Annotated in this window: 22 protein-coding genes; 11 read left to right on the forward strand and 11 right to left on the reverse strand. The window is 52.7% G+C overall.

Going from position 1 to position 26,543, the window contains the following annotated elements:
* Positions 1-190: 190 nt before the first annotated feature.
* Positions 191-1,078: a threonine/homoserine exporter RhtA gene (gene rhtA, locus NNO02_RS07150; protein WP_271454490.1), complete on the reverse strand. Its 888-nt coding sequence runs from the start codon at positions 1,076-1,078 to the stop codon at positions 191-193.
* A 410-nt stretch (positions 1,079-1,488) separates the two neighbouring features.
* On the opposite strand from rhtA, the gene ompX reads away from it, so the two are divergent.
* Complete coding sequence (ompX, locus tag NNO02_RS07155) at positions 1,489-2,004, forward strand: outer membrane protein OmpX (RefSeq protein WP_048212190.1); 516 nt, start codon at positions 1,489-1,491, stop codon at positions 2,002-2,004.
* A gap of 154 nt (positions 2,005-2,158) precedes the next feature.
* On the opposite strand, the gene NNO02_RS07160 is transcribed toward ompX, so the two are convergent.
* Positions 2,159-3,739 (reverse strand): phosphoethanolamine transferase, encoded by a 1,581-nt coding sequence (locus NNO02_RS07160; RefSeq protein ID WP_271449738.1) that lies wholly within the window; start codon positions 3,737-3,739, stop codon positions 2,159-2,161.
* Between the two features lie 275 nt (positions 3,740-4,014).
* Positions 4,015-4,143 carry a manganase accumulation protein MntS gene (gene mntS, locus NNO02_RS07165; RefSeq protein WP_137384317.1) on the reverse strand — a complete coding sequence of 43 codons (129 nt, stop codon included), beginning with the start codon at positions 4,141-4,143 and terminating at the stop codon, positions 4,015-4,017.
* Between the two features lie 186 nt (positions 4,144-4,329).
* On the opposite strand from mntS, the gene mntR reads away from it, so the two are divergent.
* On the forward strand, positions 4,330-4,803 hold the full coding sequence (gene mntR / locus NNO02_RS07170) for a manganese-binding transcriptional regulator MntR (protein ID WP_271454491.1): 474 nt from the start codon (positions 4,330-4,332) through the stop codon (positions 4,801-4,803).
* Entirely contained in the window at positions 4,800-5,909 is a 1,110-nt protein-coding gene (locus tag NNO02_RS07175; protein WP_271454492.1) for an anion transporter, read from the forward strand. The genes mntR and NNO02_RS07175 overlap by 4 nt, the downstream gene beginning before the upstream one ends.
* Positions 5,910-5,973: 64 nt before the next feature.
* Here the strand turns inward: NNO02_RS07175 and ldtB are convergent, their stop codons facing one another.
* The gene (gene ldtB, locus NNO02_RS07180; RefSeq protein WP_126318723.1) at positions 5,974-6,894 is read right to left on the reverse strand and encodes a L,D-transpeptidase; all 921 of its coding nucleotides are present in this window, start codon (positions 6,892-6,894) and stop codon (positions 5,974-5,976) included.
* 229 nt (positions 6,895-7,123) lie between these two features.
* Here ldtB and NNO02_RS07185 point away from each other — a divergent pair, with 229 nt between their 5' ends.
* A complete protein-coding gene (locus tag NNO02_RS07185) occupies positions 7,124-8,716 on the forward strand; it encodes an ABC-F family ATPase (RefSeq protein WP_137384314.1) in 1,593 nt (530 codons plus the stop codon).
* An 83-nt stretch (positions 8,717-8,799) separates the two neighbouring features.
* Here NNO02_RS07185 and NNO02_RS07190 read toward each other — a convergent pair whose 3' ends face one another.
* The 4 genes from NNO02_RS07190 to NNO02_RS07205 form a co-directional block, all read right to left on the reverse strand.
* Entirely contained in the window at positions 8,800-10,062 is a 1,263-nt protein-coding gene (locus NNO02_RS07190) for a DUF1479 domain-containing protein (RefSeq protein ID WP_271454493.1), read from the reverse strand.
* A gap of 148 nt (positions 10,063-10,210) precedes the next feature.
* Positions 10,211-11,026 carry a Cof-type HAD-IIB family hydrolase gene (locus tag NNO02_RS07195; RefSeq protein ID WP_271440605.1) on the reverse strand — a complete coding sequence of 272 codons (816 nt, stop codon included), beginning with the start codon at positions 11,024-11,026 and terminating at the stop codon, positions 10,211-10,213.
* Between the two features lie 168 nt (positions 11,027-11,194).
* A complete protein-coding gene (locus NNO02_RS07200; RefSeq protein WP_271454494.1) occupies positions 11,195-13,627 on the reverse strand; it encodes a glycyl radical protein in 2,433 nt (810 codons plus the stop codon).
* Positions 13,628-13,632: 5 nt separating this feature from the next.
* On the reverse strand, positions 13,633-14,532 hold the full coding sequence (locus NNO02_RS07205) for a glycyl-radical enzyme activating protein (protein WP_271454495.1): 900 nt from the start codon (positions 14,530-14,532) through the stop codon (positions 13,633-13,635).
* Positions 14,533-14,664: 132 nt separating this feature from the next.
* On the opposite strand from NNO02_RS07205, the gene fsa reads away from it, so the two are divergent.
* Positions 14,665-15,327, forward strand: coding sequence for a fructose-6-phosphate aldolase (gene fsa / locus NNO02_RS07210; protein WP_271454496.1), 663 nt, complete (start codon positions 14,665-14,667; stop codon positions 15,325-15,327).
* A gap of 87 nt (positions 15,328-15,414) precedes the next feature.
* Here fsa and moeB read toward each other — a convergent pair whose 3' ends face one another.
* The gene (gene moeB, locus NNO02_RS07215; RefSeq protein WP_271440609.1) at positions 15,415-16,164 is read right to left on the reverse strand and encodes a molybdopterin-synthase adenylyltransferase MoeB; all 750 of its coding nucleotides are present in this window, start codon (positions 16,162-16,164) and stop codon (positions 15,415-15,417) included.
* Positions 16,164-17,399 (reverse strand): molybdopterin molybdotransferase MoeA, encoded by a 1,236-nt coding sequence (gene moeA, locus NNO02_RS07220; RefSeq protein WP_271440610.1) that lies wholly within the window; start codon positions 17,397-17,399, stop codon positions 16,164-16,166. Before moeA ends, moeB begins: the two co-directional genes overlap by 1 nt.
* Positions 17,400-17,576: 177 nt before the next feature.
* Between moeA and NNO02_RS07225 the strand changes: the two genes are divergently transcribed.
* The 6 genes from NNO02_RS07225 (at position 17,577) to gsiD (ending at position 24,851) form a co-directional block, all read left to right on the forward strand.
* Positions 17,577-18,365, forward strand: a complete 789-nt coding sequence (locus NNO02_RS07225; protein WP_271454497.1) for an aminoglycoside adenylyltransferase family protein — start codon at positions 17,577-17,579, stop codon at positions 18,363-18,365.
* 214 nt (positions 18,366-18,579) lie between these two features.
* A complete protein-coding gene (gene iaaA / locus NNO02_RS07230) occupies positions 18,580-19,545 on the forward strand; it encodes a beta-aspartyl-peptidase (RefSeq protein ID WP_271454498.1) in 966 nt (321 codons plus the stop codon).
* On the forward strand, positions 19,532-21,403 hold the full coding sequence (gene gsiA / locus NNO02_RS07235) for a glutathione ABC transporter ATP-binding protein GsiA (protein WP_271440613.1): 1,872 nt from the start codon (positions 19,532-19,534) through the stop codon (positions 21,401-21,403). The genes iaaA and gsiA overlap by 14 nt, the downstream gene beginning before the upstream one ends.
* A gap of 28 nt (positions 21,404-21,431) precedes the next feature.
* A complete protein-coding gene (gsiB, locus tag NNO02_RS07240; RefSeq protein WP_271454499.1) occupies positions 21,432-22,970 on the forward strand; it encodes a glutathione ABC transporter substrate-binding protein GsiB in 1,539 nt (512 codons plus the stop codon).
* Positions 22,971-23,016: 46 nt separating this feature from the next.
* Positions 23,017-23,937 carry a glutathione ABC transporter permease GsiC gene (gene gsiC, locus NNO02_RS07245; RefSeq protein WP_137384302.1) on the forward strand — a complete coding sequence of 307 codons (921 nt, stop codon included), beginning with the start codon at positions 23,017-23,019 and terminating at the stop codon, positions 23,935-23,937.
* A 2-nt stretch (positions 23,938-23,939) separates the two neighbouring features.
* Positions 23,940-24,851 (forward strand): glutathione ABC transporter permease GsiD, encoded by a 912-nt coding sequence (gene gsiD / locus NNO02_RS07250; RefSeq protein WP_137384301.1) that lies wholly within the window; start codon positions 23,940-23,942, stop codon positions 24,849-24,851.
* Between the two features lie 93 nt (positions 24,852-24,944).
* Here the strand turns inward: gsiD and rimO are convergent, their stop codons facing one another.
* Positions 24,945-26,252 carry a 30S ribosomal protein S12 methylthiotransferase RimO gene (gene rimO / locus NNO02_RS07255; RefSeq protein ID WP_271449699.1) on the reverse strand — a complete coding sequence of 436 codons (1,308 nt, stop codon included), beginning with the start codon at positions 26,250-26,252 and terminating at the stop codon, positions 24,945-24,947.
* Positions 26,253-26,543 lie beyond the last annotated feature (291 nt).

Genomic DNA, 26,543 nt, shown 5'->3' on the forward strand with positions numbered 1-26,543 from the left:
AAAATATAAAATATGATTATAAATCAATATGATAAGTTATTTTGGTGCAATGGAATGTTATTATTGTGTTAATGCTATGCCTCAGCATAAATAGCGTGCTTCAACGGGGAAGTAAAGGGCGATAATAATAGTGGGGATAGATAACAAGATATTCTGCATGATTATGCAAACCATGCAGAATATTGGCAGGTTAATTCACGTCAACTTGCTTAATTTGCGGGTCTTTGCGGATGGTGAGCGTAGAGCCCATTGACGCAGCAATAATCGCGCCCAGAGCCAGCGTCTGGATAAACGTCAGCGTTTCACCGAGGAAAATCATCCCAGACACCGCCGCCAGTGCAGGCTCCATACTCATCAGTGTCCCAAAGGTACGTGTAGGCAGTCGCGTTAATGCGATCATTTCCAGCGAATAGGGAAGCGCAGTTGAGAGGACCGCTACCGCTAAGCCCAACGGGAGAATAGACCAGTGCCACAGCGCATCACCTGCCTGAATGACGCCAATCGGCACAAAAACCAGCGCTGCGATTAATGAACCTACTGCGACCGTTGCCGGACCATGTTCTGCGCCTGCGCGTTGCCCGGTAAGAATATAGATAGCCCAGCAGGCACCAGCCCCCAATGCCAGCGCGGCACCGGTTAAATCAACGTGAGAAACGTCCTGACCTAACGGCAGCAGGAACCAAAGTCCGAGTACGGCCAGAGCAACCCAAATAAAATCTACCGGGCGTCGGGAGGAAAATAACGCCACTGCAAGCGGGCCGGTAAACTCCAGTGCTACGGCAATACCCAGCGGTACAGTCTGAATTGACAGGTAAAAGAGATAGTTCATCCCACCCAGAGACAAACCATAAAACAGCAGGGGAAGACGTTGCGCTTTGGCAAAACGTAAACGCCAGGGTTTAAAGAATGCAATAAGGATGAGCGTTCCCAGCGCGAGGCGCAGGGCAGTAACGCCTGGCGCACCGACGAGAGGGAACAGCGATTTCGCCAGCGATGCGCCGCTTTGAATAGAGGACATAGCTATCAGCAAAACCAAAATAGGCAACCAGACTGGCGCTTTACGTGACGACCCCGGCATCCTTTCTCCTGTCAAATGATGGTTACACACCTTCCCCACAGGACGCCGCAGATTTGCTGCGTTGCGCGTGAGTTTGTGTATAGAAAAGTAAAACAGCGAGTGTAATGGAAATACGCTCGGCTGGTTGAGTATTCGTTGAAAAAAAAATTACTGAGATCCGTACAATGGCATGAAAACGATGGATTAATAATCTGCGCGATTAGGAATCATCTGGATGAATGTGCCGTGTTGTGCGCGCAATAATGGCATAAATCATTAGAAAAGTGATGTTAATTGAAAGAGATAGCGGGTTTCTGAAATGTTCTGTTACATGAAAAGCTCCGTTAGACATCGCGAATCGCAAAGAGTTTCCCATCAGTTTTTGGTATATTTAAAACTTAAGATTTACTTGAAGCACATTTGAGGTGGTTATGAAAAAAATTGCATGTCTTTCAGCACTGGCCGCTGTTCTGGCTTTCTCCGCAGGTACCGCTGTAGCTGCTACTTCTACCGTTACGGGTGGTTACGCTCAGAGCGATGCTCAGGGCGCAGCGAACAAAATGAACGGTTTCAACCTGAAGTATCGTTATGAGCAGGACAACAGCCCGCTGGGCGTGATCGGTTCCTTCACTTACACTGAAAAAGATCGTACCGACTCGTTTGGCGATTACAACAAAACCCAATACTACGGCATCACTGCAGGTCCTGCTTACCGTCTGAATGACTGGGCAAGCGTCTACGGTGTTGTAGGTGTTGGCTACGGTAAATTCCAGGATGCAGCAACGCCTGCTGACAAACACGACACCAGCGACTACGGTTTCTCTTACGGTGCCGGTGTGCAGTTCAACCCGATCGAAAACGTTGCTCTGGACTTCTCTTACGAGCAGAGCCGTATTCGTAGCGTTGACGTAGGTACCTGGATCGCGGGTGTTGGTTACCGCTTCTAATCACTTCGGTGATATAAAAAATCCGCCTTCTGGGGCGGATTTTTTTTGCCTGTAATACAGGAAGGCGTGTCGTTGCAGGCCTGATAAGCGCAGCGCATCAGACATTATTTCGTGCCGGATAGCGGCTAAATGCCTTATCCGGCCTGGAAGGGGACTATTTGGTCTCGAAGATATCAGTGCCCAAATGGTTGTAGTCCACCTTCTGCAATTTAAAGTTGGTGATATACACTGGCCCGGCTTTTTTCTCAGAGATAAAGCGGTAGCTGTTGGTAATTTCCTTCGCGCTGATCCCCGTCCACTGTGAGAAAAAACTCAGGAAATCATTCGCCGAGCGGCGGGCTTTAATCACCCGATGCGCTTTGTCATCGCTGGACAGTACCATAAAGGGGACCTGGAAGTTCTGCTGGAACTGGTCGTCATGGGCAAGGTACTGCACCTCTTTTCCACGCTCTTTAAAGGCGAGGCCATGATCGGAGAAATAGACCATGGAGAAGCTACTGCCGCTGTTACGCAACTGCTCGTAAAGCTGGCGCAGCAGATCGTCGGTTTGCGTCATGGTGTACAGATAACAGGAGGTCTCTTTCGACTGGACGAACGTGTCATATTTCCCTTGAGTACGATCGCAGGCCTGCGGGTGAGAACCCATTAAATGCAGCACAATCAGTTGCGGCTGGGTGCGTTCGGTGGCCAGCACCTGAGCGGTCATTTTCAACAAGGCTTCATCACGGGTGTTTTTATCGGCTTCGAAGTCACCGTTTTTCAGGAAGTGCACTTCATCGGCCCGTTTCGCGATGCTGGCTATTGCCGTATCGTATTCACCGATCTGCCCCTGATTGGAAAACCACCACGTCTGGAACCCCGCGCGGTTGGCCAGCGTGACAAAGTTATCCTGGAACTGAGGCTTATTATCGACGACCCGGTTTAGCGTTAAGCCGAGCGATTTTTGCGTGGAGCCGCTGGCAGCAATGTAATCAGTAAAAATGTAGCCATTAACGGTGCTGGAAAACGGCGTGTTATCCCAGTGACCGCCAAACGCGCCTAACGCATCGCGTCGGGCACTTTCACCGATGACCACAACATAGGTGTGATATTTCGGCTTCACTCCGGTGACTGTCCAGCTGTCTTTCACGCTCGACAGCTTTGCCATGCGCTCTTGCTCGTCGAGCACTTCGTTATTGTTGACGATAACGTCCTTGGCAAAGCGGAAAACCGGGTAACCGGTATCTTTTAACTTGAAAACGCCGCCCCATGCCAGGTTTTGTACCGGAGTAACAAAGAATGCAACGATGCTAAACAGCAAACACAGGCTGTCGTACTTGTTCCAGCGACGTTTCTGCTCGTCTTTTTTACGCCGTACGGCGATAACGCCGAGCGCAAAAATAAACACGCCAACCAGGTAATTGTACCAGGGGAAGATGGTCAGGATTTCGGTCGACTCTTCCATGTTAGTCGAGTGCAGCGCCAACAACGTATTGAAGTTTGGCGAGCCGTAAGCCTGGCCGAATGGGAAATACATCGCTGCAATCAGTGAACAGATGCCAATCAGCGTTTTTTGCGCGCGCGGCGCAGTACGCCACAACAGCATCAATACACAGGTAAAGGCAACGCTATAAAGAAGGCTTAGTGGGTAGCCCAGCGCGAGGTTGATCAGCAGAGACTGTAAAAAATAAAAGCCAGTCCACGGACTAATAGCCCGGCTACGAGCAATAAGTGAATCTTTGAGGGTTAAATTCATATGCCACTGTTGCAAAAACGCCATGTGCTACCCCTGGCGCAAAGGGTCATGCCTGCCTGAGAGAGCGAGAAGAGGGAATGGGTCCGCATCCGCGAGCCGCAATATATGCAGGGCTGCGAAAAGATAGAGTGTGTGCATGAGAAGGTCAACTACTACAAAGAAATTGTTTTGAGAGGGCAACTGCAAAACAGATAAAAAGAAGGGTTATTTGGACGAAACCGATCACCGTAATCAGGTTACGACAAAAAAATGAAGCGGCGTACCGCGACGCCGCATTATTTTGCTGAGGGTTTATCCTGCTCTGGTTTGCCGTTAATCATGTCACACAGCATTGAGATCAGCATCAACCGTACTTTAAAGGGAGAGTGGCTAAACACGCGTATACACCTCTTAAATTCATTCATATAAACCTCCTGACTTCACGATCCCATCAGTCCTTGAGGGATGTCTTTATTATATACAGATATAGCACAGGCTATATTATATAGCTATTGCTAAAACGTTAATTTTTTGTGCCCGCGCAACTCTGGTTTACAATGAGCGTTCTCTAATCAGATGCTGTTAACGCGTCACAGGAACGAGGAAGCAGAATGAGTCGTCGCGCAGGTATGCCAACAACAAAAAAAGTGACGCAATTGGTGAATGTCGAAGAACACGTTGAAGGATTTCGTCAGGTCCGCGAGGCACATCGCCGTGAGCTGATTGATGACTACGTAGAGCTGATTTCCGATCTCATTATCGAGGTGGGGGAGGCGCGGCAGGTGGATATGGCCGCCCGTCTTGGGGTTTCCCAGCCGACGGTTGCCAAAATGCTTAAGCGCCTTGCCTCCGTTGGGTTGATTGAAATGATCCCCTGGCGTGGGGTGTTTTTAACTGCTGAAGGTGAGCGTCTGGCGCAGGAGAGCCGGGAACGCCATCAGATTGTGGAAAATTTCCTGCTGATATTAGGTATCAGCCCGGAGATTGCCCGTCGCGATGCGGAGGGAATGGAGCATCATGTCAGTAAGGAAACGCTGGAGGCTTTTAGTCGGTTTACGCAACAGCAAGGAACAGGCTCTGAATGAGTTTTCCTTTTCTTCGCGCCTTACAGCGCGATCGTTTTTTCCAGCTGTTAATCCTCATCGGGGTTGTTCTGAGCCTGTTTGTGCCATTTACACCCCGCACCTGGCCTGGGGCAATTGACTGGCACACAATTATTACACTAAGCGGCCTGATGCTGCTAACCAAAGGCGTGGAGCTAAGCGGTTACTTTGATGTATTAGGGCGCAAGATGACCCGCCGCTTCCACACGGAGCGTCAGCTAGCGATATTTATGGTGCTGGCGGCGGCGCTGCTGTCGACCTTTCTGACCAACGATGTCGCCTTATTTATTGTTGTTCCCCTTACCATTACCCTGAAAAAACTGTGTGCCATCCCGGTAAACCGCCTCATTATTTTTGAGGCGCTGGCGGTGAACGCAGGCTCTCTGCTGACACCGATAGGTAACCCGCAGAACATTCTGATGTGGGGGCGCTCTGGCCTGTCATTTACTGCGTTTACCTGGCAAATGGCGCCGCTTGCGGGGGCCATGATGCTGACGTTGGTGGTGCTGTGCTGGTTCAGTTTCCCACATAAAACGCTGCACTATCATAGCGGTACGCGCGCACCTGACTGGCAGCCTCGGTTGGTGTGGAGCTGCCTGGCGCTGTATATCGTCTTCCTGATGGCACTGGAGCTCAAGCTTGAGCTGTGGGGCCTGGCGATTGTGGCGGCTGGATTCATGATATTGGCTCGTCGTGTGATTTTAAGCGTGGACTGGACATTGCTGCTGGTATTTATGGCGATGTTTATTGATGTGCATTTGCTAACGCAGTTACCAGCGTTACATGGAGTAACGAGTCAGATTGGCACGCTTTCAGCACCGGCGCTCTGGTTGACGGCAATCGGCTTATCGCAGTTTATCAGTAACGTTCCCAGCACTATTTTGTTGCTCAACTATGTTCCACCGACGCTATTGTTGGCATGGGCGGTTAATATCGGCGGGTTCGGCCTGTTGCCGGGGTCTCTGGCGAATCTGATTGCTTTACGCATGGCGAATGACCGACGTATCTGGTGGCGTTTTCATCTGTATTCGGTGCCGATGCTGATATGGGCGGCGCTGGTGGGGTATGGTTTGTTGTTATTACTGTGAAAGCGGCATTGAGGCAATAAAAAAGGCGGATAATTCATCCGCCTTTTTCGTTTCAGGTATGTGCTTAGTTCAGACGAACCGGCATACCTGAGCGGTTCTGTACCGCCTGCTCAACGACGGCCTGATCGACGTCAGACTGACCGGTGATGCTGGTAATGCTCTTGTTCAGCGTAATCGGTACGATTTCGCCGCCTTCGAACTGCGCTTCAGTGGTAGACAGTGGGTTATGTACCTCAATGTAACGGCTACCGTCTGGTTCAGTGGTGGCTTTCACTGGCTCATCGATAAACTGGACGCGCGTACCGACCGGCACGTTTTCAAACAGGAATTTGATGTCATCGTTACGCAGACGCACGCAGCCATGGCTGACGCGTAAGCCGACGCCGAAGTTAGCGTTGGTACCGTGGATAGCATACAGACGGCCGATATACAGCGCGTACAGACCCATCGGGTTATCCGGACCTGCCGGAACAACGGCTGGCAGCGGTTCGCCCGCAGCACGGTATTCCGCATGCATTTTAGCGGTTGGCGTCCAGGTTGGGCCCGCTTTCTTACGTTCAACTTTGGTGGTCCAGTTGATAGGGGTGTCTTTACCTAACTGGCCGATACCGATCGGCAGAACGATGACGGTGTTGGTACCTTTCGGGTAGTAGTACAGACGCATTTCGGCGCTGTTAATCACAATACCTTCATGCACGGTATCCGGCAGGATCAGCTGCTGAGGAATGTTCAGTACGGTGCCGCCTTTTGGCAGGAAGGTATCCACACCTGGGTTAGCTTCCAGCATGTTGGACAGACCCATCTGGTACTCTGCCGCATAGTATTCCAGCGGCTGGGTGTTGCCTTCAGGAATGGTGATAACCTGGTTTTGGCCAATTAAACGACTACCATCGGTAGGCAGCGGGTACGTGACGGCTGAAGCAGTGTTACAAAAACCAACTACCGCGAGCGCCGCCGCGAAAAGCGTTGTCAATTTCATATTCATTTTTGCGAGATTCTGAAGCCAAGCAGGCTAGTGGGTTGAGATTTATGTAGTGTTGGGCACGCATTATATGTGCATTCTGAGCAACAAGGAATTCGGATGTGTACTAAATCACACTTTTTTCCTTTTGCTTTCACTTTATCTGTGCAGCATGAACGGCGCGATCTTATTGCAGACTTATGGCATAATAAGCGGTTTGTCACATATTTCTTTCTCTTTTCAGGATACGCCAGTGTTAGTTTCCAGCAACGTCACTATGCAGTTCGGCAGTAAGCCGCTGTTTGAAAATATTTCCGTCAAATTTGGCGGCGGCAATCGTTACGGCCTGATTGGCGCGAACGGTAGCGGTAAATCCACATTTATGAAAATTCTCGGCGGCGACCTCGAACCGACGCTGGGTAACGTTTCACTCGATCCGAACGAGCGCATCGGTAAGCTGCGTCAGGATCAGTTCGCCTTTGAAGAGTTCACTGTTCTCGACACCGTTATTATGGGTCACGCTGAACTGTGGGAAGTGAAGCAGGAACGCGACCGTATCTACGGCCTGGCCGAGATGAGCGAAGAAGATGGCTATAAAGTGGCTGACCTCGAAGTTCAGTATGGTGAAATGGACGGCTACTCTGCGGAAGCCCGTGCGGGTGAACTGCTGCTGGGCGTCGGTATTCCGGTAGAACAGCATTACGGCCCGATGAGCGAAGTCGCACCCGGCTGGAAACTGCGTGTCCTTCTGGCACAGGCGCTGTTCTCTAACCCGGACATTCTGCTGCTCGACGAACCAACGAACAACCTGGATATCGACACTATCCGCTGGCTGGAGCAGACGCTGAACGAGCGTGACAGCACCATGATCATCATTTCGCACGACCGTCACTTCCTGAACATGGTCTGTACGCATATGGCGGATCTGGACTACGGCGAACTGCGCGTTTATCCGGGCAACTACGACGAATACATGACGGCGGCGACTCAAGCTCGTGAGCGTCTGCTGGCTGATAACGCCAAGAAAAAAGCGCAGATTGCCGATCTGCAATCCTTCGTCAGCCGCTTTAGCGCCAACGCATCTAAATCTCGACAGGCGACCTCGCGCGCGCGTCAGATCGATAAGATTAAGCTCGACGAAGTGAAAGCCTCCAGCCGTCAGAACCCGTTCATCCGCTTCGAACAGGATAAGAAACTGTTCCGTAACGCGCTGGAAGTGGAAGCCCTGACTAAAGGATTCGAGGAAGGCCCGCTGTTTAAAAACTTTAATCTGCTGCTGGAAGTGGGAGAGAAGGTTGCCATCATTGGTGCCAACGGCGTGGGTAAATCCACCATGCTGAAAACGTTGGTTGGCGATTTGCAGCCGGACAACGGTACCGTTAAGTGGTCTGAAAATGCCCAGGTCGGTTACTACGCGCAGGATCACGAATATGAGTTTGAAAACGATCTGACCGTATTCGAGTGGATGAGCCAGTGGAAACAGGAAGGCGACGATGAGCAGGTTGTGCGCAGCTTCCTCGGTCGTCTGCTGTTCAGTCAGGATGACATCAAGAAGCCTGCCAAGGTGCTCTCCGGTGGTGAAAAAGGGCGCATGTTGTTTGGCAAGCTGATGATGCAGAAACCGAATATCCTGGTTATGGATGAACCAACCAACCACCTGGATATGGAATCAATCGAATCGCTGAACATGGCGCTGGAAATGTATCAGGGTACGCTGATTTTTGTTTCTCACGACCGTGAGTTCGTCAGTTCGCTGGCAACCCGTGTGATTGAAATTACGCCGGAACGCGTGATCGACTTCACCGGGAACTACGAAGATTATCTGCGGACTAAAGGCGTCGAATAACGTTTCCGTCTTTATGCGCGTTACAGGTGTGTTGGCTGCACCTGTAACGCGAAATACTTAGGGGGAATTGGGGTTATTACAAATTAGATAATCCCCAGCGCGCGCTTACCGTGGATATTCAGATCCTCCAGTGTAAAGCGGCCTTCCCAGTTTGTTTCATAATCCTCACGCGGGAAATCACCCGGCGACGCGCCTTTTTCCAGGGCCGCCTTCACTTTATGGGCGTAGGCCAGATTCTTCTCACACATCGGTGCGGCAGGGATGTACATCACATTACCCCAGCCCTGTTGATTTTCTACCGGCGCAACGGCGTGAATGACATCACAATGCCACCACACTGAATCTCCGGCCTCCAGTTGTGGAATGCTGGTTAACGCTTCTATCAGTAACGGGTGCCACTGTTCTGACACCGGCAATACTCTGCCTGGCGCGACGCCACACAGTTCATCATCCGGGACATCGTCCAGCAGGGGACGCAACAGCACATAAGCCATCGCTTCCGGAATAGGAACAACATGCAGTAGCCCCTGGCCTGGCAGCATATCGGACAGTGCAGTCCAACCCTGGAAAGTCCGAAACACTGAGCACTTCGTGGTGTTATCTACCGTGTACTCTTCAACATCGGTGCGATGTGCAGCATGCCACGGATCGTACTCTGCCAGCTTGCCGTTAAAGACATTGGCGAAAACACGCTGATAAGCCGGAAGCAGCCAGCGCTCCAGTGCTCCGGAGTCGGTGTGTGCGCCCAGCCCTTTTGAGGTGGTTCCTGGCGGGCGGCGGCGAATACGGTCAGGATAAATGACGCTGACATCCGGGTTAAACCACTGCTTACCGTCACTTTCAAACGTCCATAAGCGATTGAGAAAGGACTGTGCATTCGCCATCTCCTCACTCTGACGGGCCTGCATTTGCGCCTGTGACCAGTAGATCGGATAGATCTCTGGACGCGATGCGCTCAGGGTACCGAAGAAATTATCCCCTGGTCCCTTATAGCGTTCATCAAAGTGATTGCGATCCAGATAGTCCAGCATCGATTGATCCCAGCCCAAAGCCTGTTCGCGAGGGAAATGGCCTTTAATAACAGCACAACCGCGACGCTTAATGTCTTCACGCTGCTCTGCACTCACGCGACCTGCTTTGATATCGGCATATGACAACACCGGCCAGACCGCGGAACCTTGCGCTTTAAGGTCGTTGATTTCCGCCACACGGCTGGCAATGCCCTCACTAAGCTGATTGAAAATCAACTGGACGTCCCCGAGCTGTGCCCGCAGCTGCTGCTTCATCTGACGGATTGCCGCTTTGTGGTCGGCGGGCAATGTGTTGCTGGTAAAAGTAAAAGCCATAACCACCTCGCATAACTTTCATTTGAAACTTATTTAACTTACAAATGCAATATAAGTTAAAAATAAGTTAATGCAAGTTTAAAAACTTGATGGCGTGCACGAAATGCAAAAACGGTGAGAACCGGAGCAGGTACTCCGGTCGGCAGGATCAGACGTTGAAAGGGGAGGTGTTATCCAGCACGGCCTGAATCACGTTCAGTGCACCTTGATGGTTATTATCGTCGGTCTGATAACGGGCAATAAATTTGATGTTCTCGGCTGCATTGGCCATGGCGAAAGAGTAGTGCGCCATTTTCAACATTTCCGCATCGTTGCCACTGTCGCCGATGGCGACGACGTTTTGTGGTGACAGGTTCCAGCGTTTTAGCAGGCGGCTGATACCGTTGGCTTTATGTAAACCTGGAATAATCAGATCGATAAACCCAAAGCCGCTGGTGACGGGTTTCATAATACCGTCGAGAGCAGTATGCAGGTGATCGATAACCAGCGGGATTTGCTGGTCTGGTAAATTTAGCGAGAACTTGAACAGCACATCGTCGATATCCTGATAATCCTTTACGGGCTTCAGGCGATGGTAGTGTTTTGACATCAACGCCACAAAGGACTCCGGCGCATTTTCGCTAACGTAAGCGCTTTGCAGCCCACAAGCCACAAAGTTGAGCTGTTTATCTTTTAGCAGTTCACCAATGACAACTTGCGATTCATGGCGAGTCAGTTCGCCGTGAAACAGCTGTTTACCATGTTCAAACACCAATGCACCGTTCTCGGCGACAAAAGAGATCTCATCTTTGAGTTCCGGGAAAAAAGAGATGAGCTGGTAATACTGGTTGCCGCTGGCCACGACAAATTCAATGTTGCGTTTTTTCAGTTCCTGATACTGCGCCATAAATCGTACGCGATCGTACTTTTTGGCGTCGTCGAGAAACGTTCCGTCCATATCAGTGACGATAACGTTGATGGTCATACTGGCTCCTGGCTCATAACTGCGACCAGAAATATTCTAATAACAATGTGACCTGAAGCACAAATTTAATTTCGAATGAAAGTCAGAAAGCCGGGTGGCGGCTTTGCCTTACCCGGCCTACGGAGAGAGGAGTAGGCCCGGTAAGCGCAGCGCCACCGGGCGGGGGAGTTACAGCATATGTTCAGTACGGGCGATGATATCGTCCTGCGCATCCGGAGACAGCGCAGTGAAGAAAGCGGAATAGCCTGCGACACGCACCACCAGGTCACGATACTGATCCGGGTGTTTTTTCGCGTCCAGCAACGTTTCACGAGACACGATGTTGTACTGAATATGCCAGCCTTTGTGCTCTTCAAAGAAAGTCCGCAGCAGGAAAATCAGCTTCTGTTTATCAGATTCATTTTCCAGCGTGGCCGGATTCAGCTTCTGATTGAGCAGTACGCCGCCGAGAATCGAACCGGTCGGCAGTTTACCTACCGAGCCAATGACCGCCGTTGGGCCGAGGTGGTCAGTACCGGAAGCCGGGCTTGCACCCTCCGCCAGCGGCGTATGTGCTTTACGTCCATCCGGTGTTGCCATGGTTGCCGCGCCAAAGGGTACGTTTGCGGAGATGGAAGAGGTCCCGGCATAGTAGTTACCGCCAACCGGGCCGCGGCCGTAGCGCGGATTATGATACTGCTTAAGTTCGTCGATGTAAGTCTGATAAGCGCGAGCCAGCAGCGTATCAACAGTGTCGTCGTCGTTACCGTACTTTGGTGCACCGTTGATTAAACGCTGGCGCAACTGCTCGTGGGTCAGACCGTCAAAATCGTCGGCCAGTGCGGCCGCCAGTTGCTGCTGACCGATTGTTCCTTGTTCAAAGACCAGTTTCTTCACCGCAGCCAGACTGTTGCCGAGGTTGGCAATCCCAACCTGTAATCCGGATACCCAGTCATATTTTGCGCCACCTTGCTTAATGCTTTTCGCGCGCTCAATACAATCGTCTACCAGTGCGGAACACAGAATGTCATGCACGTTCTCTTCCAGCATGGTGTCGACGACATATTCAATCTCAATAGATTTACGCGTGTAGTAGCGGATCTGCGTATCCCAGGCATCCATCACCTCATCGAAATTATTGAAATTACCGGCTGAGAGCGCTTTTTCCTGTGGCAGGAACACCTTGCCGCTGGTGGCATCACGACCTCCTTCCAGCGCCGCCAGCATAACGCGGGCAAAGTTAATAAAGCTCATGCCCGTGCAGCGGTAGCCCCATTTGCCTCCCACGGCGGTTTCGATACAACCGATGGCCGCATAGTCATAGGCATCCTCGGGTTCAATGCCGAGTTTGATAAATTCCGGGATAACGATTTCATCGTTATTGAATGCTGGCATGCCAAAGCCGCAGCGGATCACCTGTACACAGGCGTCCAGGAAGTCATTACTCATTCCCGCGTGATAACGCACGCTTAGATTGGGTTGCGTCGAACGCAGGCGGCCGCAGGACTCCAGAATGGCGTAGGAAAGTGGATTGACGGCATCCACCGCCTGACCATTGACCAGATTCTGACCACCAATGGTGACGTTCTGATACAACGGGCTGCCCGCCGAGGCTTTCGAGTGAGAGCCGGAGCGGATTTTGTTCACTTCCAGCAGCTTCAACCAGCAGCTGTGCAGCAGCTCAATGGCGTGCTCGCGGTCTAGGCTCTGGTTCAGCTCAACGTCGCGACGGTAGTACGGATAGAGATATTGGTCCATTCGGCCAAACGATACTGAGTGACCATTGGACTCAATCTGCAGGATCAACTGAATGAAATAGCACAGTTGCAGCGCCTGCCAGAAGGTTTTTGGCGGTTCGTGGGCGATCGTCTCGCAGTTTTCCGCTATGGTCAGCAGTTCATCACGACGGCTGGCGCGAGTTTCTGTGGACGCCATTTTACGTGCCAGCGTGGCAAAACGCTCAATGTGCAGGCTGACGGCCTCCAGCACAATATCAATTGCTTTCAGGAACTGTTCGCCATGGAGATCTTCAAGGCGGGTCAGATTGATGCGGGAACGGCGCTCATCAACTTTGTGGCGCAGGCCATCAATCCCTTTTTCCAGTAGCAGCGGGAAGTTCACCGCCAGGTGCGCATCCCCGGAGGTCATATTGCCCTCGGCTTTGATAATGCCGGTTTCCAGCAGCCCTTTTTGCTCGTCGGTAAACATCCCGTAGCAGCGATCCTGAACGGTCTGACCCCTCCACCACGGACACACTTCGTGTAATACGCGTTTATTCTCCTCGCTTACCGCGAAGCCTGCGCCCGGTCTGTCGGCGAGGTCGTCGATCTCTTTTTCGATCCACGACACGGTATATTCCGGGAAGATGGGGGCGGCGCGCACTTCGCTTGCCTGGTTGCCGATGATCAACTCGTCATGTTTGATCCAGATAGTGCGCTCCGCCAGGTGATGAGCCAGTGCCAGCGCACGACGTACCGGGATGGGTTTATCCAGGTGCTGCTGGTACATCTCGGTATAGTGCTGGGCGCGTTCAGTACAAACCGGTGGCTTCACGATGTGGATCAGTGCTGTTTTATGCGCGTTGATGCGGTCGCTGAGTGTGTCCAGTTTCAGAGTCGTCATGGCGGTTATCCTCGTAGGGTCGCGGTTAAACCTTTAAGGCTGGCGTACTGCTGGGCAAATTCGAGCAGTGCAGGCGCATCAAGCGGTTTTTCCGGGGCGTTGTAGGGTTGATTGAGTAAGAGGTATTTGTTGATGCCCAACGTGTGATAGGGCAAAAAATGGATCTCATCGACGTGCAGTTCGTCGGCAGCAAAATCGGTAATAGCCTGAATATCGGCTGCGTTGGCATTGAATCCCTGAATCAGCGGTACGCGGATAATCATTTTTTTACCCGCGGCGGCCAGTTTTTTCAGATTTTCCAGCACGCGTGCGGCACGCCCATCGGTCCACTGTTTAAACGGGGCGTCAGCCACATGTTTTAAATCAGCAAGAAACAGATCGATATGGGGTAATGAAGGCGCAATATATTTCCATGGGACATGCAGACAGGTTTCGACCGCTGTATGAATACCTGCATTATGGCTGGCTTTGAATAGCTCTGACGCTAACGTCGGTTGCATAAACGGTTCGCCGCCGGAAAGGGTGATTCCACCGCCGCTGCGATCGTAAAACGGTTTATCACGCAGGACGGTTGCCATAATGTCTTCCACGCTTTTTATCTCTCCGCAGACGGTCAGCGCCTGAGTCGGACAGCAGTCGGTCAGCGCAGTGAGAGCGTCATCGGTCAGTTTTTCACGGTGAATAAGCAGGCCATTCAGCGCACGTTCAACCACTTCCGGTGCAGCCTGCGCACACAGATCGCAACCCTCGAGGCACAAACGCGCGTCATAGAGCAGATCCTGCGTGCGGGCGCGGCTTTCCGGATTCTGGCACCAGCGGCAGCCCAGTGAGCATCCTTTAAGAAACACCACGGTACGAATACCGGGGCCATCGTGAGTGGAATAGCGCTGAATATTAAAAATCATAAGCGGCCTCTTTTCTTTCGTATAAAGATTAAATTACTTTCGAATGAAAGTTATATTGACGTGCGTCAACTAACCGTGAGGTTTCGCCGTGCTACCTTTTATTCATGCTAATTATTCGTTTGAGGAAAGGTTATGGAACTCTATTTGGATACGTCTGATGTGGCCGCAGTAAAGGCCCTGGCGCGTATTTTTCCGCTGGCGGGGGTGACAACCAACCCGAGCATTGTGGCGGCAGGTAAGCAGACGCTGGACGTGCTACTGCCGCAATTGCAGGAAGCGATGGGAGGGCAAGGACGTCTGTTTGCTCAGGTAATGGCGACGACAGCGGAAGGTATGGTCAGCGATGCGCGTAAGCTACGGACGATTATTCCTGAGATTGTGGTGAAAGTGCCGGTCACAGCTGAAGGTCTGGCGGCGATTAAGTTGCTGAAGGAAGAGGGTATCCCGACATTGGGGACGGCGGTATACGGTGCGGCACAGGGGTTGTTGGCCGCGCTGGCTGGCGCAGAGTATATTGCACCCTATGTTAATCGCGTGGATGCCCAGGGTGGAGATGGCATCCAGACGGTGAACTCTCTGCAGCGCTTACTGAAAATGCATGCGCCTCACGCCAAAGTGTTGGCCGCCAGTTTTAAAACCCCACGCCAGGCGCTGGACTGCCTGCTGGCAGGCTGTGAAGCCATTACGCTGCCGCTGGATGTTGCACAGCAGTTGATTAGCTCCCCGGCTGTTGATGCTGCCGTGGCGAAGTTTGAACACGACTGGCAGAGCGCGTTTGGGCGGACGTCTCTCTGATGCTGTTGCCGGGTGGCGCTAACGCTTACCCGGCCTGCGTTCGGGCCGTTGTTGGTCGGGTAAGGCGAAGCCGCCACCCGACTTTTTTTACCGACTACAAACCTCACACCCTGGGTTACGCATCAGCTTCATTTCGCGAAACTGACAGGTCATGGCGTCATACATCACGATTTTACCGGATGCCGGTTTACCGTAGTTTGCCAGCAGCTTAATGGCTTCCATCGCCTGAAGTGAACCTATCACACCGATGAGCGGAGCCATTACACCCGCTTCTACACAGGTCAGGGCATTTTCACCGAACAGGCGACTCAGGCAGCGATAGCAGGGCTCACCCTCCTGGTATGTGAAGACCGTAATTTGTCCTTCCATGCGGATTGCCGCGCCGGATACCAGTGGAATCTTTGCGGCGAAGCAGCCGGCATTAAGCTGATTGCGGATACTGACATTATCGGTGCAGTCCAGCACCAAATCATGTTCGGCGATCAGCGCATGAATCGCGGTATCGTCGAGAAGCGCATTCACAGGCGTAATGGCGATATAGGGATTAATCCGCGCCAGTGCGTCGCGTGCCGACTCTACTTTGGGTTGGCCAATGGTTGCGTCACTATGCAGCGTCTGGCGTTGCAGGTTTGAAACGGACACGGTGTCAAAGTCGAGCAGGGTTAACTGCCCGACGCCAGCGCCCGCCAGATACTGGGTGGCAGCACAACCAAGCCCACCCAGACCCACGACCAGTACCCGCGCTTCCTTGAGCGCTTCCTGGCCTTCAAAATCGAAGCCGCGCAAAATGATTTGCCGGTTATAGCGCATCATCTCCTGGTCGCTGAGTTCCGCCATTACAGGCCTCCAAACAGGGCGTTAAACGGCTCGACCTCAACCCATTCTCCTGCTTCGACATTACCGCGATCGCGCTCCAGCACGATAAAGCAGTTGCCCAGGCTAAAGGAGCTAAAAATATGCGACCCCTGATGTCCGGTGGTGGTGACTTCCAGTTCGCCTTCTGCGGTACGCTGTAATACTCCGCGCTGAAAATCCAGACGGCCAGGCGTTTTCTTCAGGCGTGATGCGGTGCGCACACGCTGGCGTGGTGGCAGTCCGCAAGCGGTGTTACCGCTGAGTTTCGCCAGCAACGGTTGTACCAGTTGATAGAACGTGAGTGCCGCGGAGACCGGATTTCCTGGCAGGCCGCAAAACCAGCTGTTGCTTAATTTGCCGAAAGCGAACGGTTTACCCGGTTTGATGGCCAATTTCCAGAAGGCAATCTCTCCCAGCTCTTCCAGAATGGTTTTGGTGTAGTCTGCTTCACCCACCGACACGCCACCGGAGCTGATGACAACATCGGCCTGGCTGTCGGCTTCGATAAATGCGGCGCGTAGCGCGTTAGGATCGTCGCGGATAATCCCTAAGTTGATTACTTCACAGCCCAACTGTTGCAGCATCAGATGCACGGTCAGGCGATTGGTATCATAAATCTGCCCGTCGCCCAGCGGCTGACCAGGCAGTTGCAGTTCATCACCGGTGGAGAACAACGCCACGCGGACTTTACGCACAACCTGTGCCTGCGCAATACCCAACGAGGCCAGTACCGGAAGTTCTGCGGTTGTCAGGCGTGTTCCCGCCGGAAATACCACCGCGCCGTTGGCGATATCTTCACCGCGCAAACGAATATTTTGTCCTCTGCGGACGTCGGCGGTAAAACGAATACCGTCGTCAGTTTGTTCTGTCTGCTCCTGCATGACGACGGCTTCACAACCGGCAGGTACCGGGGCGCCGGTCATAATTCTAATGCAGGTTCCCGCAGGCCATTCACCATGGAAAGGCTGGCCGGCAAAGGCTTTACCTGCAACGGAGAGCGGCTGGCCGGATTGCAGGTCGGCCAAACGCACCGCATAACCATCCATTGCCGAGTTATCGAATCCAGGGACATCAATGGGAGAGACGATATCGGTCGCCAGAATACGGCCAAAGCATTGAACCAGTGGCAGCGTTTCGACGGCGGTGAGCGGGGTAATACGCGAAAGCATCTGAGAGAGAGCCGTTTCAAGCGGCATCAGTCCGGCGGTAAATTCCATGTGAAGACTCCTGCGGGGCAAAATCGAATCCGGTTATTATGTCAGAAAATGGACGCGGACAGTATGCCACCTCAGGCTTAGAATCCGATCTGCTGAAGGTTTTACACCCGAGAGTCACGCTGCAGGAAAAATGCGGTATAAACTCAATATTTCCGTTCTTTTTTGCCGTGGGGCTAAATGACGAATACGATCCCGGACTCAATTCGACGACAGGTGAATGCCGCCAGAGTGCTGATTGCACGGATTATCGAGGGCAATCTGGTTGCTATTCATTTGTATGGATCTGCTGTTGAAGGGGGATTAAAACCCCAAAGCGACATCGATTTGCTGGTTACCATCAGGCAACCGCTGGATATGCAGCAAAGAAAAGAATTGATGCAGGGTTTTCTGGAAATATCAGCACCGCCGGACAGTGCCGATAGCTATCGGGCACTGGAAGTGACTATCGTGGTCTATTCGCAACTGGTGCCGTGGCGATTTCCACCATCAAGAGAAATGCAATTTGGTGAATGGCTGCGTGATGATATTGGTGCGGGAATTTATGAGCCCGCACAGCCAGATCCTGATCTGACTATTCTGCTGACGCAAGCCCGTCAGTGCAGCATTTCGGTATTTGGTGAGTGTGCAGAGACGTTATTCCATGCTATCCCGGTACGCGATGTCTTACAGACTTTTCGTCATATTCTTGAACTGTGGCGCGAGCCGGCGGATTTACAGGGGGATGAGCGCAATATTATCCTGACGTTGGCGCGTATCTGGTATAGCGTCGTGACCGGTAATATTGTTGCTAAAGAGACGGCTGCATCCTGGTTGATACCGCAATTGCCCGCTGAACATGCCGCCATGCTGCAGGCTGCGCGTTCGGAGTATCTGGGGTTAACCACCGTGGATTGGGCCGAATCGATGCCGTCGGTTGAACGTTTTGTCGGGTACGCAAAAACACATATTGCCGGGCTACTGAAATAGTTTATCTAACCGCATCGGGAATAAGCCAGGCGTATTCGTGAACAACTGCCGCTTATTTCACCGCTATCCGTAGGTTAATAGGATTGGCTCTGTAGAAGGGGCCTTTACCTTTACATGACGTCTGCATCTTTCTATATTCAAAAATCGAATCAATAACTCACAGAAATTCTGATATTTATAACCCCGTTACCTGCCACCTTAATGGATAAAAAAAATGGGCAAAGCAGTCATTGCAATTCACGGCGGCGCAGGGGCAATAACCCGCGCAGCGCTAAGCCAGGAGCAGGAGTTGCGTTATATACAGGCACTGTCAGATATCGTTGAAACCGGTCAACGTATGCTGGAAGCGGGCCGTAGCGCGCTGGATGTTGTCACTGAGGCTGTGCGCCTACTGGAAGAGTGCCCCTTGTTTAACGCCGGAATTGGTGCTGTGTATACCCGTGATGAAACCCATGAACTCGATGCCTGCGTCATGGATGGTAATACCCTGCAAGCGGGTGCTGTTGCCGGAGTCAGCCATCTACGTAACCCGATCCTCGCGGCGCGTCTGGTGATGGAACACAGTCCTCACGTCATGATGATTGGCGAAGGGGCGGAAAATTTTGCGATTTCACAGGGCATGGAACGCGTTTCTGCTGATGTTTTCTCTACCCCTGAACGCTATGCGCAACTGCTGGTGGCGCGTGCTGAGGATAAAACGGTACTTGATCATAGCGGCACACCGCTGGACGAAAACAACAAAATGGGCACCGTCGGCGCGGTGGCGCTGGATGTTTTCGGCAATCTGGCTGCGGCGACTTCGACTGGCGGAATGACCAACAAATTACCGGGGCGGGTGGGCGACAGTCCTTTGGTTGGCGCGGGTTGCTATGCCAACAATGCCAACGTTGCGGTTTCATGTACGGGAACCGGAGAAGTATTCATTCGCGCGCTGGCGGCCTATGACATTGCGGCGCTGATGGATTATGGCGGCCTGAGTCTGTCAGAGGCGTGCGAGCGCGTGGTGATGGAAAAGTTGCCGGCGCTGGGCGGCAGCGGTGGATTAATTGCTATCGATCATGAAGGGAATGTGGCTTTGCCGTTTAACAGCGAAGGTATGTACCGCGCATGGGGATACGCTGGCGATACGCCAACCACCGGTATTTATCGGGAAAAAGGAGATAGCGTTGCCACACAGTGATGAGCTTGATGTCAGTGACGTACTGGCCGTCAGCAACCTGAATATCGCCTTCGAACAAGAGCAGCAGCGTATCAGCGCCGTACGAAATCTGTCGTTTCGCCTGAAACGTGGTGAAACGCTGGCGATTGTTGGCGAATCCGGTTCCGGAAAATCGGTAACGGCCTTGTCGCTGATGCGTCTGATTGAACAGGCGGGCGGCGAGGTAAGCTGTGATGCGATGCTGCTACGGCGGCGCAATCGGCAGGTGATTGAACTCGGCGAGCAAAGCGCAGCCCAGATGCGCCATGTGCGCGGCGCTGACATCGCGATGATTTTTCAGGAGCCGATGACGTCGCTTAACCCGGTGTTTACCGTCGGCGAGCAGATCGCAGAGTCCATTCGTCTACACCAGGGGGCCAGTCGCGAAGAGGCAATGGTGGAAGCCAAGCGCATGCTTGACCAGGTTCGAATTCCCGAATCGAAGGCCATCTTATCGCGCTATCCACACCAGCTTTCCGGCGGAATGCGCCAGCGAGTGATGATCGCCATGGCGCTATCATGCCGACCGGCGGTGTTGATTGCTGATGAGCCGACAACGGCGCTGGACGTCACTATTCAGGCGCAGATCCTGCAACTGATAAAAGTGCTGCAGCAAGAGATGTCGATGGGGGTCATTTTTATCACCCACGATATGGGGGTGGTGGCAGATATCGCTGACCGTGTGCTGGTGATGTATCAGGGTGAAGCGGTCGAAACGGGCAGCGTTGAGCAAATTTTTCATGCTCCTCAGCATCCTTACACTCAAGCGCTGTTGGCGGCTGTGCCGCAACTTGGGGAGATGCGCGGGCACGACCTTCCGCGACGCTTCCCGCTTATTTCTCTGCAGAATCCTCATCATGTTGAACCTCAAACCGAGCAGGACACGGTGGTTGAGGGAGAGCCGATTCTGCGGGTTCGCAACCTGGTGACACGTTTTCCCCTGCGTAGCGGCATCCTAAATCGCGTGACCCGCGAGGTGCATGCGGTGGAAAACGTCAGTTTTGATCTCTGGCCCGGCGAAACGCTTTCACTGGTTGGCGAGTCGGGTTGCGGTAAATCAACGACCGGGCGGGCATTGTTGCGTCTGGTGGAGTCCCAGCGTGGGGAGATTTTCTTCAATGGACAACGCATTGATACCCTGGCCGCCAGCAAGTTGCAGCCGCTGCGTCGGGATATCCAGTTTATCTTCCAGGACCCTTATGCGTCGCTCGATCCCCGCCAGACGGTGGGATATTCCATCTTAGAGCCATTGCGGGTGCACGGTTTGTTACAAGGCGATGCGGCGACAAAACGGGTCGCGTGGTTGCTGGAGCGTGTCGGGTTGCTACCTGAGCACGCCTGGCGCTATCCGCACGAATTTTCCGGCGGTCAGCGGCAACGTATCTGTATAGCCCGGGCGTTGGCGCTCAATCCAAAAGTGATCATTGCCGATGAGTCCGTCTCGGCACTGGATGTCTCTATTCGCGGGCAAATTATTAACCTGTTGCTCGACCTACAGCGGGAAATGGGTATTGCGTACCTGTTTATTTCCCACGATATGGCGGTGGTGGAGCGTATTAGTCACCGCGTGGCGGTGATGTACCTGGGGCAGATTGTTGAGATCGGCACCCGACGGGCGGTGTTTGAGAATCCACAGCATCCCTACACGCGAAAACTTATGGCGGCAGTCCCGGTTGCCGATCCATCGTATCAAAGGCCACAGCGCGTGCTGTTGTCGGATGATATCCCCAGTAATATCCGCAAACGCGGTGAAGAGATCCCCCCGGTTTCACTCCAGTTAGTGGGACCGGGGCATTATGTTGCGCGTGCGCCAGCGGAAAATGCGCTTTCGCGTTTATGACAGGCAGGCAGGGTTTAAGGAGAATAACATGGCAAAAATTGTTGCTCGTAAATGGCTGGTTGCTCTGGGGGTCGCCTCAGCGCTGGCTGCATCCCCGTCCTGGGCTGCCAAAGATGTGGTGGTTGCGGTAGGGTCCAATTTCACCACGCTCGACCCTTATGATGCCAACGACACGTTGTCGCAGGCGGTAGCCAAGTCGTTTTACCAGGGACTGTTCGGCCTTGATAAAGAGATGAAGCTGAAAAATGTGTTGGCGGAAAGCTATACCGTTTCTGATGATGGCCTGACGTATACCGTTAAACTGCGACAGGGCGTGAAGTTTCAGGATGGGACTGACTTCAATGCGGCTGCGGTAAAAGCCAACCTTGACCGCGCCAGCAATCCGGAAAATCACCTTAAACGTTATAACCTGTATAAGAATATCGATAAAACCGAGGTTGTTGATCCCGCTACGGTGAAGATTACGCTGAAGCAGCCATTCTCTGCCTTTATCAATATTCTGGCGCATCCGGCTACGGCGATGATATCTCCGGCCGCGCTGGAGAAATACGGGAAAGAGATCGGTTTCCATCCGGTAGGGACGGGGCCGTACCAGCTTGAAACCTGGAATCAGACCGACTTTGTCAAAGTTAAGAAGTTCGCGGGCTACTGGCAGCAAGGGTTGCCAAAGCTTGATACGATTACCTGGCGTCCGGTAACGGACAACAATACGCGTGCGGCAATGCTGCAAACCGGGGAAGCGCAGTTTGCTTTCCCCATTCCGTACGAGCAGGCCGCGTTACTGGCGAAGAATAAAAACCTGGAACTGGTCGCCAGCCCGTCTATTATGCAGCGTTATATCAGCATGAACGTCACGCAAAAACCGTTCGATAATCCGAAGGTGCGCGAGGCGTTGAATTATGCCATCAACCGTCAGGCGTTGGTGAAAGTGGCGTTTGCGGGTTATGCCACGCCGGCAACTGGCGTTCTTCCGCCATCGATAGCCTATGCGCAAAACTACACGCCGTGGCCTTACGATCCGGCAAAAGCACGCGAATTACTGAAAGAAGCGGGTTATCCCAACGGCTTTACCACCACGCTGTGGTCATCCCATAACCACAGTACCGCGCAGAAAGTGCTGCAATTTACCCAGCAACAGCTGGCGCAGGTGGGCGTGAAGGCTCAGGTCACGGCGATGGATGCCGGGCAGCGGGCAGCAGAAGTCGAGGGCAAGGCGCAGAAAGAAAGCGGGGTAAGGATGTTCTACACCGGCTGGTCGGCGTCTACGGGCGAAGCGGACTGGGCGCTGTCGCCGCTGTTTGCGTCACAGAACTGGCCGCCAACCTTGTTTAATACCGCGTTCTACAGTAACAAGCAGGTGGACAATGATTTAACGGCGGCATTGCAGACCAACGATCCGGCGCAAAAAGCGCAGTTGTACAAAGACGCGCAGGATATTATCTGGAAAGAGTCGCCGTGGATCCCGCTGGTGGTGGAAAAACTGATCTCGGCGCACAGTACGAATTTGACCGGATTCTGGATCATGCCTGACACCGGGTTTAGTTTTGATGACGCGGATTTGAAATAAGCTATTCATTCGGCCCCGCATGGACGGGGCCGGCGAAGGGAGTCTGATGCTCAACTATGTTTTCAAGCGCCTGCTGGGGTTGATTCCGACGCTGTTAATTGTGGCGGTGCTGGTGTTTTTGTTTGTTCACTTGCTACCCGGCGATCCGGCGCGGCTTATTGCCGGGCCGGAGGCCGATGCAGAGGTGATTGAGTTGGTACGTCGGCAGTTGGGCCTGGATCAGCCGCTGCACGTTCAATTCTGGCATTACATGACCAACGTATTACAAGGCGATTTCGGTACCTCGATGGTTTCTCGCCGTCCGGTTGCCGACGAGATTGCCAGCCGTTTTATGCCGTCGCTGTGGCTGACGATCGCCAGCATGGCGTGGGCGGTTTTGTTTGGTATGACGGCGGGGATCATTGCCGCTGTTTGGCGCAACCGCTGGCCTGACAGGTTGAGTATGACGCTGGCGGTCACTGGGATCTCTTTCCCGGCCTTTGCGCTTGGCATGCTGTTAATGCAGATCTTTTCCGTTGAGTTGGGTTGGCTACCGACCGTAGGCGCGGATACCTGGTTGCACTACATTCTCCCTTCAATCACGCTAGGGGCGGCGGTGGCGGCGGTACTCGCCCGTTTTACCCGCGCCTCGTTTGTCGATGTGCTTAGCGAGGACTATATGCGCACCGCGCGGGCGAAGGGAGTGAGTGAAACCTGGGTGGTGCTAAAACATGGTCTGCGTAACGCGATGATCCCGGTTGTCACGATGATGGGGCTGCAGTTTGGCTTTTTGCTGGGTGGCTCGATTGTGGTTGAGAAGGTATTCAACTGGCCTGGGCTTGGGCGATTGTTGGTCGACTCAGTTGAAATGCGTGACTATCCGGTGATCCAGGCTGAAGTGTTGTTGTTCTCCCTGGAATTTATTCTTATCAACTTAGTGGTGGATGTACTCTATGCCGCCATTAATCCGGCTATCAGGTACAAGTAAGGATGCGATTTTTTAACTGGCGCCGACAGGCGATTTTAAATGCGATGCCCCTCGTTAAGCCAGATCAAATACGTACGCCGTGGCATGAGTTCTGGCGTCGTTTTCGTCGTCAACATGTTGCGATGATCGCTGGGTTATTTGTGCTGGCCCTGATCCTGGTGGCCATCTTTGCCCGTTGGTTGACCCCGTTTGATGCTGAAAACTACTTCGATTACGACCGGCTGAATGACGGACCGTCGATGCTGCACTGGTTTGGCGTGGATTCGTTAGGCAGGGATATTTTTAGCCGCGTACTGGTTGGCGCACAAATTTCGCTGGCGGCCGGGGTCTTTGCCGTCTTTATTGGCGCGGCGATTGGCACGGTGCTGGGGCTGCTGGCCGGGTATTACGAAGGCTGGTGGGACCGACTGATTATGCGTATCTGCGACGTGCTGTTCGCCTTTCCGGGGATATTGCTGGCAATAGCAGTGGTGGCGGTGTTGGGAAGCGGGATTGCGAATGTGATTATTGCGGTTGCGGTATTTTCCATTCCGGCTTTTGCGCGACTGGTTCGTGGCAATACGTTGGTGCTTAAGCAACAAACATTTATTGAGTCAGCACGCAGCATTGGTGCCAGCGACGCGACCATTATCTTTAACCATATTTTGCCGGGTACGGTCTCTTCAATCGTGGTTTTTTTCACCATGCGCATCGGGACGTCAATCATTTCTGCCGCAAGTCTGTCATTCCTGGGTTTAGGGGCACAGCCGCCGACGCCGGAATGGGGAGCCATGCTCAATGAAGCGCGGGCTGATATGGTGATCGCGCCCCACGTGGCGATTTTCCCGGCGGTGGCGATATTCCTGACGGTGCTGGCGTTTAACCTGCTGGGGGATGGGTTGCGCGACGCGCTGGATCCGAAAATTAAAGGGTGAACCGTAGGCCTGATAAGACGCATCAGCGTCGCCATCAGGCGTTGCCGGATGCGGCATAAATGCCTTATCCGGCCTACGTTGGGTTACGATTATTTAAACGCGCGTGCCCCACAGGTCGTATTCATCTGCGTTCTCGACTTTCACGCGGATGATATCGCCAGGCTTCACGTTGGTTTCGCCATTCAGATATACCGCACCGTCGATTTCAGGAGCATCAGCCATACTTCGACCAATCGCGCCTTCTTCGTCAACTTCATCAACGATGACCAGAATCTCGCGGCCTACTTTCTCCTGCAAACGTTCAGCAGAGATCTGCTGCTGCAGTTGCATAAAGCGGTTCCAGCGTTCTTCTTTTACCTCTTCCGGGATTTGATCTGGCAGATCGTTGGCTCCTGCACCTTCTACCGGGCTGTATTTAAAGCAGCCGACGCGGTCAAGACGCGCTTCTTTCAGGAAGTCGAGCAGCATCTGGAAGTCTTCTTCGGTTTCGCCCGGGAAGCCAACAATAAACGTTGAACGCAGGGTCAGTTCAGGGCAGATCTCACGCCACTGTTTAATCCGTGCCAGCTGTCGGTCCACAGAACCAGGGCGTTTCATGAGTTTCAGAATACGCGGGCTGGCGTGCTGCAGTGGGATATCCAGATACGGCAGGATTTTCCCTTCCGCCATCAGCGGGATCACATCATCGACGTGCGGATACGGATAGACGTAGTGCAGACGGGTCCAGATGCCCAGTTTTGACAACTGTTCGCACAGGTCAACCATGCTGGTTTTAACCGGCTCGCCGTTATGGAAACCGGTACGATGCTTCACATCCACACCGTAAGCAGAAGTATCCTGGGAGATCACCAGAATCTCTTTCACGCCTGCATCGACCAGACGTTTAGCTTCGCTAAGAACGTCGCCAATCGGACGGCTCACCAGATCACCACGCATGGATGGAATAATGCAGAATGTGCAGCGGTGATTACAGCCTTCAGAAATCTTCAAATAGGCATAATGGCGCGGGGTCAGTTTGACACCCTGCTCTGGAACCAGACTCTGGAACGGGTTGTGCTTCGGCTTCGGCACGTAGTGATGCACGTGCTCCAGAACCTGTTCGTAGCTGTGCGGTCCGGTAATTTCCAGCACCTTCGGGTGGACTTCACGGATCTGATCGACTTTCGCGCCCAGACAGCCGGTGACGATCACCTTACCGTTTTCGTTCAGCGCTTCGCCAATGGCTTCCAGTGACTCCTGAACGGCGCTGTCGATAAAGCCGCAGGTGTTAACGATGACCATATCCGCATCGTCGTAACTTGGCACAACATCATAGCCTTCGGTACGAAGTTCGGTCAGGATGCGCTCAGAATCGACGAGGTTTTTCGGACAACCTAGTGATATAAAACCAATTTTTGCCATTTTCTTATACTGTACATTGCTCGTAATCGGGGGATTATACAGATGCCTTCACACGACATCTATATCTGATCGGCATAATACGCAGAGAATACCCATTGCGTGTTTCTGTTAGTGAAAGGTGTTTAGCGAGTCTAATTCCGGCTTTAAGTGCCACTTCTTGGCTATAGAAACTTATTATCGTAAATTTTATCTCGTCGAGCGTTATTAATGAGGTTTATTTTGAAAGAGATTGTTTTGAAGTCGAAACTTGAAATGGCTAAAACACTGTATGCTAACGGAGTGAGTTTATAT

The organism is Citrobacter sp. Awk 2, assembly GCF_028069815.1.
Classification (GTDB): Bacteria; Pseudomonadota; Gammaproteobacteria; order Enterobacterales; family Enterobacteriaceae; genus Citrobacter.

What these genes read in the sequence shown, in the direction of transcription:
- rhtA (WP_271454490.1), bottom strand. Translation starts at nt 1,078, where the DNA reads ATGCCGGGGTCGTCACGTAAAGCGCCAGTCTGGTTGCCTATTTTGGTT.
- ompX (WP_048212190.1), top strand. Translation starts at nt 1,489, where the DNA reads ATGAAAAAAATTGCATGTCTTTCAGCACTGGCCGCTGTTCTGGCTTTC.
- NNO02_RS07160 (WP_271449738.1), bottom strand. Translation starts at nt 3,739, where the DNA reads ATGAATTTAACCCTCAAAGATTCACTTATTGCTCGTAGCCGGGCTATT.
- mntS (WP_137384317.1), bottom strand. Translation starts at nt 4,143, where the DNA reads ATGAATGAATTTAAGAGGTGTATACGCGTGTTTAGCCACTCTCCCTTT.
- mntR (WP_271454491.1), top strand. Translation starts at nt 4,330, where the DNA reads ATGAGTCGTCGCGCAGGTATGCCAACAACAAAAAAAGTGACGCAATTG.
- NNO02_RS07175 (WP_271454492.1), top strand. Translation starts at nt 4,800, where the DNA reads ATGAGTTTTCCTTTTCTTCGCGCCTTACAGCGCGATCGTTTTTTCCAG.
- ldtB (WP_126318723.1), bottom strand. Translation starts at nt 6,894, where the DNA reads ATGAATATGAAATTGACAACGCTTTTCGCGGCGGCGCTCGCGGTAGTT.
- NNO02_RS07190 (WP_271454493.1), bottom strand. Translation starts at nt 10,062, where the DNA reads ATGGCTTTTACTTTTACCAGCAACACATTGCCCGCCGACCACAAAGCG.
- NNO02_RS07195 (WP_271440605.1), bottom strand. Translation starts at nt 11,026, where the DNA reads ATGACCATCAACGTTATCGTCACTGATATGGACGGAACGTTTCTCGAC.
- NNO02_RS07200 (WP_271454494.1), bottom strand. Translation starts at nt 13,627, where the DNA reads ATGACGACTCTGAAACTGGACACACTCAGCGACCGCATCAACGCGCAT.
- NNO02_RS07205 (WP_271454495.1), bottom strand. Translation starts at nt 14,532, where the DNA reads ATGATTTTTAATATTCAGCGCTATTCCACTCACGATGGCCCCGGTATT.
- fsa (WP_271454496.1), top strand. Translation starts at nt 14,665, where the DNA reads ATGGAACTCTATTTGGATACGTCTGATGTGGCCGCAGTAAAGGCCCTG.
- moeB (WP_271440609.1), bottom strand. Translation starts at nt 16,164, where the DNA reads ATGGCGGAACTCAGCGACCAGGAGATGATGCGCTATAACCGGCAAATC.
- moeA (WP_271440610.1), bottom strand. Translation starts at nt 17,399, where the DNA reads ATGGAATTTACCGCCGGACTGATGCCGCTTGAAACGGCTCTCTCTCAG.
- NNO02_RS07225 (WP_271454497.1), top strand. Translation starts at nt 17,577, where the DNA reads ATGACGAATACGATCCCGGACTCAATTCGACGACAGGTGAATGCCGCC.
- iaaA (WP_271454498.1), top strand. Translation starts at nt 18,580, where the DNA reads ATGGGCAAAGCAGTCATTGCAATTCACGGCGGCGCAGGGGCAATAACC.
- gsiB (WP_271454499.1), top strand. Translation starts at nt 21,432, where the DNA reads ATGGCAAAAATTGTTGCTCGTAAATGGCTGGTTGCTCTGGGGGTCGCC.
- gsiC (WP_137384302.1), top strand. Translation starts at nt 23,017, where the DNA reads ATGCTCAACTATGTTTTCAAGCGCCTGCTGGGGTTGATTCCGACGCTG.
- gsiD (WP_137384301.1), top strand. Translation starts at nt 23,940, where the DNA reads ATGCGATTTTTTAACTGGCGCCGACAGGCGATTTTAAATGCGATGCCC.
- rimO (WP_271449699.1), bottom strand. Translation starts at nt 26,252, where the DNA reads ATGGCAAAAATTGGTTTTATATCACTAGGTTGTCCGAAAAACCTCGTC.